Origin of the sequence: Paraburkholderia graminis C4D1M (assembly GCF_000172415.1) — a bacterium.
Lineage (GTDB): Bacteria > Pseudomonadota > Gammaproteobacteria > Burkholderiales > Burkholderiaceae > Paraburkholderia > Paraburkholderia graminis.
The window spans coordinates 52,120-64,457 of the sequence record NZ_ABLD01000018.1 but is presented as its reverse complement, the minus strand read 5'-3'; the positions used below and the strand labels follow the sequence as shown (position 1 = coordinate 64,457).

The following is a 12,338-nucleotide window of genomic DNA, read 5'->3' as shown; positions in this document are numbered from 1 at the left end:
CCGCAGTACGACCGAGCAACTCAAGGTCCCGCAAGTCCGTGTTCTGTCGCGCTCCGATGGCTTCTGATGTCACGCAAACCGCCGCGACAGAATGGAATCAAGCTAGGTTGCTCCGGGCCCACTGGCCTCAACGCGGTCGACAATCCATGCATCAACGTCGGTCTCTAGCCATGCAACCCTACCACCACCGATTTGCACTGGCCGTGGAAACTTACCTCCGGCCAGATACCGATAGACAGTACTTGTGCCCAGGCCAACACGCAGACGCACCTCGCGAAGGCGAATCAAACGTTGCTTTGCCGGATTCTCCTTCGGGGGCGTAATTGACACGACGCTCGCAGACATCCCCGCGCAGTACTGCGACCAGTGGTCCATCATCTTTCGGCGCCTCTCGAGCATGTCACCTCGCTGATACGCACGGCGGGCCTTGTTGCTCGTCTTGTGGGCAATCGCCTTGTCGGCTAGCACTTCGGGATACTCACCATACTCCTCCGCCCAGTCCTGAAATGTCGAACGAAACCCGTGCACCGTGATCTCTGAATATCCCATACCATCAGGCAACTCGAGCATCGCCATATTCGAAAGCGGAGCGCCCTTTTTGTCGCCCGGAAAGAGATAGCCATACCTGGCCGTCTGCATAGCCCTCTTCGCGAGATCGCAGGCCGTATCACACAACGGTACGCGGTGCGGAAGGCCCATCTTCATCCGCTTGCTGGGGATCGTCCAAATCTTGTGGAGTAAGTCGAACTCTTCGGGCCGCGCTCTCCGGATCTCATTCGTTCTACAGACGGTCAGGATCACCAGGTGCAACATCGCGGCTGAGCGAGAACCTTGGTCTTCCTTCAGCTTAAGCTTTGGTATGAATTCAGGGATGTCGGCCCACGGCAACGCTGGAAAATGCTTCAGGGCGCGCCTGCGCTTTGCTAGCACCTTATCCAGGTGACCACGCCAGCGTGCAGGGTTGTCACCGTCACGATGCGCCGCGCCTCTTTACGCGCCTCGATCGGGTCAATCTTGTCCTTCACGAGTGCCCTGCATCGAGCCGCCTCGGTACGCGCTTCTGCCAACGAGACAGTCGTCATCGGCCCAAGCCCCATCTCGCGCGAACGCCCGAATAGTTGAACTGATAGATCCAGGAGCGCGAACCCGAGCCAGAAATCTGGAAATAAAGGCCGCCACCATCGGCGTAGTAACCGCGATCAACCAGCTTCGCTATGCGAAGCTGGCGAGAGCCAATGAGGTTGCCTGGATTGAGATTCCGCCATTTCCCACCCCTACTTTCACCCCAACTTGATGGGTCGATTCTGTCGGTACGAGCCGGAAGCAGCAAAGAAAAAACCCCGGAAGGCGCTTGTGGCGGCCTTCCGGGGTTTAGTCCGGGACATGGTGAAATGTCCCGGAAGGTGCTCCTGGCGGAGACGGAGGGATGCCGAATCGCCCGGAAAGCCTTTACAGGCAAGGCTTTTATAAAACGCCCTTCCACTACCCATACTTTTACCCATACTCCAAAAGACCCGTTTTTCCGATTTTTGGAGCGGTCCCGTTCGTGATTTCACCGGGCCGAAACACGGTTTTCCGTCGCCGCGCCCGGCGATCAAGTCACAGACCAAAATCATCCCGGAAACGATCGATTTGATGCATCCGCTCGTGCAGGATTGTGACGATGCCTACGTTACCGTCGGATAGAAGGCGCCAATAGACGAAATGATGTTCGTAACGGAAAAAATAGCCCTGAATGCCGAATTCCGCCGGAACGGGACGTGAAGGTGTTCGGTGATCAGCTATGCCGTCAAAAGCATCGAACAAACCAGCAATGTAGCGATCGGCCTGCTGCCCGCCCCACCGATCCCGCGTATAGCGATAGATTTCGTCGATTCTGAAAGACGCCGCTTCCTGTATGCGGACCTGTACCCTTGGCATTCCTGTCAGGTCCGATTGCGCGCGATCACATCGGCCGCCGTCAATGGCTTATACGACGATTCAGGAGCGGCGTAGGCATGGGCCAGTTCAGCCTTGAGCCGCTCGAATTCCTTCGCCTCCCTCTGTTCCTTATCGCGACGAATTAGATCCCGAACGTACTCGCTGACGTTCTCGTAGTCGCCATGTTCACCGACGTTCGCGGAAACAAAGTCGCTGAGCGGGCCGCTAAGGCGAACCGTCATCGTGGTAGGGGTCGTCCGAGACACAGTGCACTCCCAGTACATTATCGTATTCAATATACTCAAAAACGAATACGAAGGCAACCATACGACCGTCCGCGGACGGCCCCCGTATCGGCGGAATAGATACGGTAGTCTGGCCTTACCCATTGCGTCGCGCGCAGCTTTTGCCATGGGGCTAAGCTGCACGATCACTGTCAGAGTTTGTGACCGCGTAAGCCACGACGAGGTGGTGTTTGGCGTCAACGGCCACCTGCACGTTGTTGCCCACCATTCCCGAGCCTTTGCCGCTCGTCGCCAGGGGCGAGCGTCGGGATCAGTCTTCGAGAGTTCGCCGCCGCGGCTTCGCCTGCTGCGCGATCTGCTCCAGTGTGTAGCCCTTGGCCTGCGCCGCGTGTACACGTGCGCGCATGTCTTTCATCGCATCGCGCACCGTGACGCCATGTTCGGCCTCAGGCTTCTCAGGTAGTGCATCGAGTGCGCGGGCGAACGCTTCCCATTGCGACTTTGTATAGACCTTCGCGACAGGCATGAGTCATCCTCCTGCGCACACCATCGCACACGAGATCAAGCACAACGTTCATCCCATCCTGCGCACAGCGCGCGCACGCGTCAACAACCTTTTTTTGCAGGGCAAGCGCACATGGGAACACTTGGGACGCGACGTGAACCCGTAAGAACACCGCACTTTTTGGGGCACTGTCGTGCGCGTGCGACACGTCCTCCGTTACGCATCCCGGTTTGCTCCTGACACGCATGCTGTTCGACCGGCATCCTCCCCGGTTACACATGGACGTCGACCAGCAGTACGCAGCGTATGCACATCGAACGAAGGCACGAACTCCGGATGCGCACAGGCGTAGCGAATCGAACATCAATGCGTCAGTCACGCGCACAGCCAGCGACACCGTCAGCGGAGCTGATACGCACGCAGCCGTGCCGCCCCCGAGCACGTCACACGCGTGTCCATTCGCGAGACATGTACACAACGGCACGCACGCTTTACTCACGTGATTGACACCTGAACGCCGAAGCATCACGCACGGGTTACGCATCCTTCAACGCACAGGCATACGCGTGCCGTTTACTCTGGAAGAAAGACCGCTACGCAACGCCCTTGCTCACCCATTCGCACATGATGGCGCAGGGCCTGAACGGACGTTTGCGCGGCGACGGAAACGTCAACGCAAAACGTTTACGCGGGGCGACAAAATGCGCACTAAAAACACGGTACTGCAGGATAGGCTTGCGCCGGTTTTGGGCACCGATACCGCTTCTCTCTCACGTGTATAGAACAACGGTAAGCAATGGGATGGACGCCCCCACCTATAACGGCATCGATGTGCCAGAGTGGAAGTGTCAACAACCACTCGAGTAGCGAGAGCGCCCATCATGGAGATTGCAACGATCGGCATTGACTTGGCCAAGAATGTGTTCCAGGTCCACGGGGTAAGCCGGAACGGCAAGGTTCTCCTTCGCAAGCAGCTTCGTCGGGAGCAGGTCGCGACGTTCTTCGCCAACTTTCAGCCGTGCCTGATCGGCATGGAAGCATGCGGTAGCGCCCATCATTGGGCGCGCAAACTGCAAGCACTCGGACATACGGTCAAATTGATGGCACCTCAGTTCGTAAAACCGTACGTCAAGAGTAATAAGAACGACGCGGCCGATGCCGAGGCGATTTGTGAGGCGGTAGGCCGGCCGTCGATGCGATTTGTTCCGATCAAGAACATCGAGCAGCAGTCGGTGCTTTCGCTGCCCCGTGTTCGCCAAGGTTTCGTCAAGGCTCGCACAGCACAAGCGAACCAAATTCGTGGACTGCTGAGCGAATTCGGGATTGTTGTGCCGCAGGGCATTGCCTATATCACCCAGCGAGTGCCCGAGCTTATCGACGATGCAAGCAATGCGCTGCCCGGCTCGTTCCGCCTGCTGATCGACCGGCTGCTTGAGCATCTGAGGATGCTGCATCGCCGGATCGACGAGATCGAAGCGGTGATCAAGGCGTGGCACCGCGACAATGAGGCGAGCCAGCGCCTTGAGAAGGTCCCGGGAATCGGTCCTCTCACTGCAACCGCCTTGTGGCGACTGTCGGTGACGCGAGAAACTTCGCCAATGGTCGGGAGCTTGCCGCGTGGCTGGGACTCGTTCCTCGACAACATTCAAGCGGTGGCAAGCAGAACTTGTTAGGCATGAGCAAGCGCGGAGATGCATACTTGCGAACCATGTTGATCCACGGTGCCAGATCGGTCATCTATCGGGCAATGCAGAAGGCTGTGGTGGTCTAATTTCCTCGGACAGGTCGATAGGGGGACAATCCTGAATCGACGAGGAAAACCAATAGATGACAAGAAGGCGCCGACAGTTTGACGCCAGCTTCAAGCTGGAAGTGGTACGGATGGTACGAGACCAGGGGTTATCGGTCAGCGAAGTCAGCCGTTCGATGGGCCTTGTTGAGACAGCCGTGCGGCGCTGGGTGGCGCAGTACGATGCGGAACGTGCTGGCGGCCCCGGCGAGGGCAAGCCGCTGACTGTTGAACAGCAGCGCATCCGGCAACTTGAAGCTGAGAACCGGCAATTGCGAGAGGACAACGCGCTGCTAAAAAAAGCGTCGGCCTTCTTTGCCCGGGAACTGAAGTGACTTACCGCGTGGTAACGCACTTGCAACAGGAGGCCATATCGGTCAGTCACGCCTGCCGCGTTTTGCAGGTGAGCCGCTCTGGCTACTATGCGCACCGGCGAGCGAAGCCGAGTGCAAAGAGTGTGCATGAACGGACCCACGTCAAGGCAGCTTTCACCGCCAGCGGCGCGAGCTATCGCAGCCGGCGTGTGATGCATGCAGTGCGGGAGAAAGGGCTACGTATTGGCCGTTACCGGGTGCGTACGCTGATGCGTGAAGCAGGCCTGCGCACGAGCTGGAAGCGCAAGTTCGTCTCCACGACCGACAGCAGGCATACGCTACCTGTGGCCGCAAACGTGCTCGACCGGCAGTTTGACGTGGACGAGCCTAATCGTGCATGGGTTTCTGATATCACGTATATCCGCACGGCGCAGGGCTGGCTGTATCTGGCGGTCGTGCTGGACCTGTTCTCGCGCAAGGTAGTCGGCTGGTCTATGGCTCCCACCATGCCGACCGGACTAGTCATGTCAGCACTGACCATGGCGCTGCAGCAGCGTCGGCCAGCGCGGGGGCTGGTCCTGCATTCGGACAGGGGCAGCCAGGGCGGATTCAACCGGTCCTCGCAACACCTTTAATCGAGGAGGTGTTGCATGGTGCGAAGTGCAAAGGGCACTGGTGCAAATAGCCGCTGTGACGGATAGTTATCTGTATTAGGCTGGACTGCACCTGACAGGTAGTCGGGGAAGCAAAGGGAGAAACTGATTTAGTGAGGGATCAGTTTCTCCCTGGCGAGTTCGAGAGAATCGAGGTAGGTGCGCATGGGCGTCTTGCCGTAGCACCATCGTCCCTGATGTTCGCGCTCATTGTTGTACTGGTCAAGCCATTCATCCAGATCGGTCTGCAACGCCTGGATCGAGTCGTAGATCTTCCTGCGGAATGCGATGCGATAGAACTCATTGAGCATGGTCTTGTGAAGCCGCTCGACGATGCCGTTGGTCTGGGGCGAACGCGCTTTGGTACGGGTGTGATCAATGTTCTCGACGGCCAGGTAGAGTTCGTATTCGTGATGCTCGGGGTTGCCGCAATACTCAGTGCCACGGTCAGTGAGCACGCGTATGAGCGGGATGCAGTAGCTGTCAAAGAACGGTACGACGCGATCGTTGAGCAAATCGGCCGCCGGCAGCGGCGTCTTGCGGTCGCAGAGTTTGGCGAACGCCACCTTCGAGTAGGTGTCGACGAAGGTCTGCTGGTAGACGCGGCCCACGCCCTTGAGCGTGCCGACATAGAAGGTGTCCTGGGCGCCGCAATAGCCGGGGCATTCCGATTCGAATTCGCCGTGCGTTTCCTTTTCCAGTTTGGCGCGTTCAAGCGCAGTGACCTGCGATTCGGTCAGCACCAGTCCTTCCTGGGCGGACTTCGCCTCCAGCGCCTTCAGGCGCTTGTTCATGGTCTCGAGATCGTGACGTAGCCAGATGCTGCGCACACCCTGCGGCGAGACGCTCAGGGCATGGCGCTTGAGGACCTCGTTGGCAATACGGATCTGGCCGTGGGCAGGCAGTTCCAGAGCCAGTTCGACCACCGCTGCCTCGACCTGCGGATCCACGCGGTTCTTCGGTAACGGACGATGGTGGGAGATTTCCTGCAGCGCGGCTTCGCCACCCTTATCGTACAGTTCCTTAAAGCGGTAGAAGCTGTCGCGGGAATATCCCATTACGCGGCAGGCCTGGCTGACATTGCCTAGCTGCCGGGCCAATTCGAGCATCCCGATCTTGGCGCGGATGACTTTCTGTTCCTGAGTCATGGCGGACTCCTTGCGGTTCGCCGTGCGCGTCACCGCTTCGGGCTACGCCCTCCGCGCCAACGCGCATCAGCACGAGAAACCGACCACTGTCAGATTTAGTCTAGTCCATTGCAAGTTATCCAATAAGTAAGGTCTCCTTAGTTATTGAAAAGCACTGCATTCCAGACGCCGGACGCAGTGGCGTCATTGAACTCGAGCATCGAGAAGTCGAACTGCCCCTTGCGAATGCGATGCATCAATTCAGGAATGGGCACGTGCATGGATTGAAAGTCACGAATAGTGCTGCGCGGACAGACGCTGTTCAGCCAGCGAGCCGGCAGGACTACCGGCACCGACAGCGCAGGCATTCTGGAAGTCTACAAAAATGCGATTTCTCCAAATGCGGTGGCTCGCGTGCGGAATTGCGTTCGCCATCGTAAATATCGCTATGCAGCGGACCGCGCTCGAAGCAATGACTCGATCCGAGCGGTCCGGCACCCACGCTCAAAAGACCTCTTCTAGCGTCCGCTCCCTGCCCCCACCTCATAAGCATACGCAAACCCTAACAAAGCCCCCTCGTCCCATTGCCTCCCGACAAAAATCAACCCAAACGGCGCCCCCGACGCGTAAAACCCCGCCGGCACCGCAACCCCCGGTAGGCCTGCAATATTGATCTCGCCTACCGTCGTCTCCTGAATGACGTCCTGACCATGAAGCGCAGGCAACTCACCTCGCATCTGTGGAAACACCAGCGCATCGAGCCGTTGCGCATCCATCACTGCATTGAAAATCTGCAGATACTGCGCCTTCACTTCGACGAATTCCGGCATCTCCGGCGGCACCGACGGATCCGCCAACGCGGCGCGAAAATCCGCGAGGCTATGCAGATAGCGCAGCACCCCATCCGCCCCAAACGCATCCTCGTCTTTCGTCGCCGCCGCGAATTCCGCGAAGGTCGTCAACGACGCACCCTTGCCGAGCCGCTGCAGATACTTCTCAAGATCGTATGGAATAGATTCCATACCGCGTGCATCGAAATGCGCGAGCGGCGGCGTCGGCTTCCTCAGGTCGGCGAAGCCGGAGCCCGCGAACGGATCGTCGACCAGAATCGCGCCCAAGCCCACCAGTTGACGCTTGAACCGCTCATACAACGCGGCGGCTTCTTCGGATAACGGCTCATCGCGCCAACCCGGACCGTACAAACCAATTCGTTTTCCATTCAACGCATTCCAGTCCAACGCAGCGGTGTAGCCGCCTTCCGGTTGTCGCCCGACGCTCGCGAGCGTCTTCGGGTCTTCGCTCGAATAACCCGCCAGCACGTCGAGGCACAGCGCGGCATCCCTCACGTTTCGCGCAATCGGACCCACCACATCGCGATTGCCCGACAGCGGCACCACGCCCGCGTTCGGCACGAGTCCGATGGTCGGTTTGATGCCGACCAGATTCTGCGCCGACGCCGGGTTCTGGATCGATCCGCCGGTCTCTTCCGCGAGGCCGAGTACCGCCATACCTGAAGCGACAGCCGACGCCGTCCCCGCACTGCTGCCGCCTGGCACCCTATCGGGCATCACTACATTGATCGTGGGGCCAGCCCAGCTATCGTTCGCATGCGAGCCGGTATGGCTCAGGATCGGCACGTTCGTCTTGCCTAGCAGGATCGCACCCGCGCGGCGCATCCGCGCGACGACCGGCGCATCACGCTCGGGCATGAGGTCGACACCGCCTTTCTTGCTGTACAACTTCGACCATCCCGCGGTAGTGGGAAAGCCGACCATGTCCATAGGGTCCTTGATGACGACCGGCACCCCCGCAAGCGGACCCAGCACTTCGCCGGCCGCGCGCCGTTCGTCGATCCGGCGCGCGTCGTCTATTGCCGCCGGATTCAGGAAGATCACTGCGTTGTACTTCTCGTTGTCGCGCTCGATCCTGGCGAAACAGGCGCGCGCCAGCTGCTCGGCCGTGAATGTGCCGGCCTTGAAACCCGCCTGCACGGCCTCAACCGTCAGGGCGTTCAGATCGATATCCATCGCACTGCCTCGTTCCATTCCATGCTCCTGTTGATCTGACCCAATGTCAGAGCTGCACGCCGCGTGTGAGTGCTCCATCGACGACGAAATTCGTTCCACTCACGAAGCTCGCCGCCGGACTTGCGATGAACGCCACCGCGTTAGCGATTTCCTGCGGGCGTGCCATGCGCCCAGTCGGATTCAATGCGAGCGCGCGTTCGAATAACGGCGCATCGTTATGCTCGATCCAGTCCCACACGCCGCCCTCGAAATACACATTCCCCGGCGACACCGTATTCGCGCGAATGCCCTTCGACGCAAGCTGATTTGCGAGCCCCTGCATGTAATGAACGAGTGCGGCCTTGAACACGCCATAAGGACCCGCGGCGAAATCGATCTCACGTCCCGACACGCTAGATATCCCGACGATCGACGCAGCCCGGCTCGCTTCGAGATACGGCATCGCCGCATCGACGAGATTGACGGTGCCGAGTAGATCAGTTTCGAATTCCTTCCGCCACGATTCAATGTCGTTGCCAATTGCGAGCGCGCTGACATTCGCCACGATTATGTCGAGGCCGCCCCACTCCGAGCCGATACGCTCGACCCACGCTTTCAGCGCGGCGCCGTCCGACACATCGACTGCCGCGCCCGATGCGCGCGCGCCGCTCAGTTCGGTGAGCGCGTTGGCGGTCGCCTCGACAGCAGCCGGATCGCGCGCGCAAATGGCGACCTCGGCACCTTCCGCTGCAAGCGTCCGCGCAATGGCGAGCCCAATACCCTTGGTGCCGCCGGTCACGATCGCCTTCAAACCCTTCAGTTGCAGATCCATGTTCAAAGCTCCTGCGCAGGTATTTGCATGTCCGTTAGCTGATAGAGCGACGTCGCGCTCACTGTTTATCCTGCCCCTCGCCTGAGATCATGCCGCGAGAAATCTGCAGCACTTCGCCCGCCTGAATGACGGAGTGACAGATGTCGTCGATGGTCACGCGCTTTTCCATCGCCTGCGCGCGCAGCATGTCGTACGCCTCGCGTTCGCTCACGCTATGCATGGTCATCAGAATTCTTTTCGCTTCCTGCAAATGCCGGCTGTCCAGCAGCTTCTGCTCCAGTTTCGCGATACGTTGCGCGTTCTGGCGCGAGCGTTTCGCGTGATACAACGCCATCACCACTGTCGACAGCAAACCCGATGCACGCACCGGTGTCGTGACGATGCCGTCCGCCCCGAGCTTGATGGCCTGATCGATGAAGGTAGGGTTCTCATAGGCCACCACGCAGATCACGGGCGGCGCATCCGGCCCCGACCACTCGCCCTTCGGCGCGCGCTCCTCAGGCCGCAATGCGCGAAAAACGAGGTCGACGCGCTCTGGCAACTCCTCCATCGGCGGCCAGCATCGCTCGACCTCAAAGCCCATGCGCCTGAGGTGATTCGTGAGCGTCACGCCGTCATCGTCGTCGGGATGGAATACGACCACGCGCGCGTTGCGCTCGAGAATCGAACTGGTGAGGCTCCGCTGGCCTCTGTCCGGGCGCGCGCTCACGTCAGTAGTCCCGCGTGCTCAACTTTGTGACCCAGTCACCGAGCGTCTGACGCGTCATGTACGGATCCGGGCCGACGGCGAACTTCGATTCCCGCAGAATGGTGAACTGGCCGTCGGCATTCACGCGGCCAATGCGCGGATAGAGCGCCATGTGATGGTTGACCGGATCGAGGCGAACCCGGCCTTGCGGCGCGCTGAACTCCGAGCCGAGCAGATGCGGCATGATGGTGCCGATTTCATCCGAACCGGCACGCGCGACCGCTTCCGCGAACATATGCATCTGATAGTAGGCGGCTTCCCAGTTCATGTCGGTTGGCGTCTGCGCGCCGAAACGCGCCTGATGATGGCGGACGGCGCGGTGATTCTCCGGCGTATCGATGCTCTGAAAGTACGGCGCGGCCGTGAAATGCCCGGTCGCGATACCGCGTTCCATGGCGCGAATCTCAGTCTCCGAGGTGTTGAGGCTCCCGATCGGCATGCTGGCCGGATCGAGCTCCGCGCGTGCATAGGCCTCGTAAAGATAAGGCACCGTCTCTCCTATCACCGTGCAGAAGATCCAGTCCGGCGACTTGCGCCCGATATCCGCGACCACCTGGTCGAACTGCTCGCGCGTGGCATCGAGCGACAGATAGCGCTCGCCCAGAATCGCGCCTTCAGGATGCTGTAGCAATAGTTCCTGCATCGTGCGGTTGCATTCATACGGATAGACGTAGCTCGATCCGACAAAGTACACGCGCGCGCCGAACGTCTGCGTCATGAAGTCGGCGAGTTGCACACCGTTCTGGTTCGGCGACGCGCCGCTGTAGATGATGTTGTCCGAATACTCGAAGCCCTCGTACATCTGCGTATAAATCAGCAGCCGGTTGTGCTTCTCGACGACCGGCAGCATCGCCTTGCGACTGGTGGACGTATAGCCGCCGAAAATGGTATTGACGCCGTCCTTGACGATAAGCCGCTCCGCCAGCTCACGAAACGCGGCCGGATCGGAGCCGGGGTCGTAGTGAAGCGCGACGAGTTCGCGTCCGCCTATGCCGCCGCGCGCGTTGATTTCCTCGACGGCGAGGCAAGCGCCGCGCCGTTGAGACCGTTCGAGCAACGCGGTCGAGCCGGTCGTCGAGCTAAGCAGGCCCACACGGATGGGATCGGTTAATGCCATTTCTTGACGCGCTCTCGGGATACGCGCGGAGCCTTGGCCTCCGCGCTTTGGTCGTACTGGTTCGCTTCTCGCGGCTGATGCGTTACTTCAGGTAGTGCTTGGCGACCATCGCGCCGACCGTATATTTTGGATCGACAAAATTGCCGAGACGCACCTTTCCGACCTGGCTCAGCATCATGTATGCATCCCATTTGTCGAAGCCGTACTCCGCAGCCATCCACAGCACGAGCTCGCGATAGGCGATGCGCGTCGCGTCCTCCAGCGGCCGCGCGCTGCCGATGCTCATCAGCGCACCCTCGTTCTCCAGACGCGGCCAGTCGATCTGCCACTTCTTGATCAGATCTACGCGCACGGTCGTCGTGCTCTGATACTCGACGGCCGTTCCGCACACTTCACCGTCGCCTTGACAGGCATGTGCGTCGCCGATGAAAAGCCGCCCGCCCGGAGAGCGCACCGGCAGGTACGTGATGCTGCCCGGCCCCATGTCGGGCACGTCCATATTGCCGCCGTGATTGTCGGGAGTGAGCGAGTTGATCGAATCAATTTCGGGAGAAAGACTCAGCGTGCCGATATGCGGCTTGTACGGCAGCGTATTGCGTTTGCTCCAGTACACGTTCTCTTCGTCGATCTTTATCTTGCGCACGATTTCCGGCAACGGCTCGTTGAGCAGCGCGGTGTAGTCCGTGCCGGTCAGTCCGCCGAAGTTCGGAATCATGCAGCAGAAACCGTGCGGATCGTCGCCGCGCGGCGCCATCTTCTCGATGTACACGGCGACCACATCGCCCTTCTCCGCGCCCTCGATCATGATCGGGCCATTCTGCGGATTGAGAAAAGGCACCTGCAGCACCTGCGAGGGCTTGTCGGTTTCTTCCCTGATCTTGCCTTCGAAGGCGTCGCGCGTTTCCACCACCACGCGATCCCCAGGCTTGACGTGCAGAACAGGCTGCGAATATGGACCGATCGTGTAGTGATAAGTCTTCTGCATCTCCTCGGTAAGATGGTGCTCCACCGGCTCGCGATCGGCGCCGACACCGCGCTTCATCATGATCGAATCTTCAAGCCATTTCATGTTCCGCTCTCCG

The 12,338-nt window shown here is 59.7% G+C and carries 13 protein-coding genes and 3 pseudogenes; 3 read left to right on the top strand and 13 right to left on the bottom strand.

Going from position 1 to position 12,338, the window contains the following annotated elements; all coding sequences use genetic code 11:
- Positions 1–102: 102 nt before the first annotated feature.
- From BGRAMDRAFT_RS35995 to BGRAMDRAFT_RS34660, 6 genes and pseudogenes are all read right to left on the bottom strand, one after another.
- Positions 103–888: an AlpA family phage regulatory protein gene (locus BGRAMDRAFT_RS35995; protein WP_322789601.1), complete on the bottom strand. Its 786-nt coding sequence runs from the start codon at positions 886–888 to the stop codon at positions 103–105.
- A gap of 35 nt (positions 889–923) precedes the next feature.
- Complete coding sequence (locus BGRAMDRAFT_RS35990; protein WP_332309991.1) at positions 924–1,082, bottom strand: integrase arm-type DNA-binding domain-containing protein; 159 nt, start codon at positions 1,080–1,082, stop codon at positions 924–926.
- A gap of 517 nt (positions 1,083–1,599) precedes the next feature.
- Positions 1,600–1,920 (bottom strand): type II toxin-antitoxin system RelE/ParE family toxin, encoded by a 321-nt coding sequence (locus BGRAMDRAFT_RS23710; protein ID WP_006051390.1) that lies wholly within the window; start codon positions 1,918–1,920, stop codon positions 1,600–1,602.
- A 5-nt stretch (positions 1,921–1,925) separates the two neighbouring features.
- Positions 1,926–2,162 (bottom strand): ribbon-helix-helix domain-containing protein, encoded by a 237-nt coding sequence (locus BGRAMDRAFT_RS23705; protein ID WP_006051389.1) that lies wholly within the window; start codon positions 2,160–2,162, stop codon positions 1,926–1,928.
- 129 nt (positions 2,163–2,291) lie between these two features.
- Positions 2,292–2,492 (bottom strand): annotated as a pseudogene (locus tag BGRAMDRAFT_RS35520) (IS5/IS1182 family transposase); the annotation flags it as partial.
- Positions 2,476–2,691, bottom strand: coding sequence for a hypothetical protein (locus tag BGRAMDRAFT_RS34660; protein WP_006051386.1), 216 nt, complete (start codon positions 2,689–2,691; stop codon positions 2,476–2,478). The pseudogene BGRAMDRAFT_RS35520 and the gene BGRAMDRAFT_RS34660, both read right to left, overlap by 17 nt.
- An 860-nt stretch (positions 2,692–3,551) precedes the next feature.
- On the opposite strand from BGRAMDRAFT_RS34660, the pseudogene BGRAMDRAFT_RS23695 reads away from it, so the two are divergent.
- The 3 genes and pseudogenes from BGRAMDRAFT_RS23695 to BGRAMDRAFT_RS23685 form a co-directional block, all read left to right on the top strand.
- Positions 3,552–4,426 (top strand): annotated as a pseudogene (locus tag BGRAMDRAFT_RS23695) (IS110 family RNA-guided transposase); the annotation flags it as partial.
- 71 nt (positions 4,427–4,497) lie between these two features.
- The gene (locus BGRAMDRAFT_RS23690; protein WP_006051384.1) at positions 4,498–4,794 is read left to right on the top strand and encodes an IS3 family transposase; all 297 of its coding nucleotides are present in this window, start codon (positions 4,498–4,500) and stop codon (positions 4,792–4,794) included.
- Complete coding sequence (locus BGRAMDRAFT_RS23685) at positions 4,791–5,408, top strand: IS3 family transposase (RefSeq protein WP_006051383.1); 618 nt, start codon at positions 4,791–4,793, stop codon at positions 5,406–5,408. Before BGRAMDRAFT_RS23690 ends, BGRAMDRAFT_RS23685 begins: the two co-directional genes overlap by 4 nt.
- 128 nt (positions 5,409–5,536) lie before the next feature.
- Here BGRAMDRAFT_RS23685 and BGRAMDRAFT_RS23680 read toward each other — a convergent pair whose 3' ends face one another.
- From BGRAMDRAFT_RS23680 to BGRAMDRAFT_RS23650, 7 genes and pseudogenes are all read right to left on the bottom strand, one after another.
- Positions 5,537–6,574: an IS481 family transposase gene (locus BGRAMDRAFT_RS23680; protein WP_006051363.1), complete on the bottom strand. Its 1,038-nt coding sequence runs from the start codon at positions 6,572–6,574 to the stop codon at positions 5,537–5,539.
- Positions 6,575–6,711: 137 nt separating this feature from the next.
- Positions 6,712–6,816, bottom strand: a pseudogene (locus BGRAMDRAFT_RS36250) (IS6 family transposase); the annotation flags it as partial.
- 255 nt (positions 6,817–7,071) lie between these two features.
- A complete protein-coding gene (locus tag BGRAMDRAFT_RS23670; RefSeq protein ID WP_006051381.1) occupies positions 7,072–8,598 on the bottom strand; it encodes an amidase in 1,527 nt (508 codons plus the stop codon).
- 28 nt (positions 8,599–8,626) lie between these two features.
- Entirely contained in the window at positions 8,627–9,391 is a 765-nt protein-coding gene (locus BGRAMDRAFT_RS23665; protein ID WP_006051380.1) for an SDR family NAD(P)-dependent oxidoreductase, read from the bottom strand.
- Between the two features lie 58 nt (positions 9,392–9,449).
- On the bottom strand, positions 9,450–10,100 hold the full coding sequence (locus tag BGRAMDRAFT_RS23660) for an ANTAR domain-containing response regulator (protein ID WP_006051379.1): 651 nt from the start codon (positions 10,098–10,100) through the stop codon (positions 9,450–9,452).
- Position 10,101: 1 nt separating this feature from the next.
- On the bottom strand, positions 10,102–11,256 hold the full coding sequence (locus BGRAMDRAFT_RS23655; protein ID WP_006051378.1) for a transporter substrate-binding domain-containing protein: 1,155 nt from the start codon (positions 11,254–11,256) through the stop codon (positions 10,102–10,104).
- Positions 11,257–11,338: 82 nt separating this feature from the next.
- Entirely contained in the window at positions 11,339–12,325 is a 987-nt protein-coding gene (locus BGRAMDRAFT_RS23650) for an acetamidase/formamidase family protein (protein ID WP_006051377.1), read from the bottom strand.
- Positions 12,326–12,338: the final 13 nt, after the last annotated feature.

What these genes read in the sequence shown, in the direction of transcription:
- BGRAMDRAFT_RS35990 (WP_332309991.1), bottom strand. Translation starts at nt 1,082, where the DNA reads ATGACGACTGTCTCGTTGGCAGAAGCGCGTACCGAGGCGGCTCGATGC.
- BGRAMDRAFT_RS23710 (WP_006051390.1), bottom strand. Translation starts at nt 1,920, where the DNA reads ATGCCAAGGGTACAGGTCCGCATACAGGAAGCGGCGTCTTTCAGAATC.
- BGRAMDRAFT_RS23705 (WP_006051389.1), bottom strand. Translation starts at nt 2,162, where the DNA reads ATGACGGTTCGCCTTAGCGGCCCGCTCAGCGACTTTGTTTCCGCGAAC.
- BGRAMDRAFT_RS34660 (WP_006051386.1), bottom strand. Translation starts at nt 2,691, where the DNA reads ATGCCTGTCGCGAAGGTCTATACAAAGTCGCAATGGGAAGCGTTCGCC.
- BGRAMDRAFT_RS23690 (WP_006051384.1), top strand. Translation starts at nt 4,498, where the DNA reads ATGACAAGAAGGCGCCGACAGTTTGACGCCAGCTTCAAGCTGGAAGTG.
- BGRAMDRAFT_RS23680 (WP_006051363.1), bottom strand. Translation starts at nt 6,574, where the DNA reads ATGACTCAGGAACAGAAAGTCATCCGCGCCAAGATCGGGATGCTCGAA.
- BGRAMDRAFT_RS23670 (WP_006051381.1), bottom strand. Translation starts at nt 8,598, where the DNA reads ATGGAACGAGGCAGTGCGATGGATATCGATCTGAACGCCCTGACGGTT.
- BGRAMDRAFT_RS23665 (WP_006051380.1), bottom strand. Translation starts at nt 9,391, where the DNA reads ATGGATCTGCAACTGAAGGGTTTGAAGGCGATCGTGACCGGCGGCACC.
- BGRAMDRAFT_RS23655 (WP_006051378.1), bottom strand. Translation starts at nt 11,256, where the DNA reads ATGGCATTAACCGATCCCATCCGTGTGGGCCTGCTTAGCTCGACGACC.
- BGRAMDRAFT_RS23650 (WP_006051377.1), bottom strand. Translation starts at nt 12,325, where the DNA reads ATGAAATGGCTTGAAGATTCGATCATGATGAAGCGCGGTGTCGGCGCC.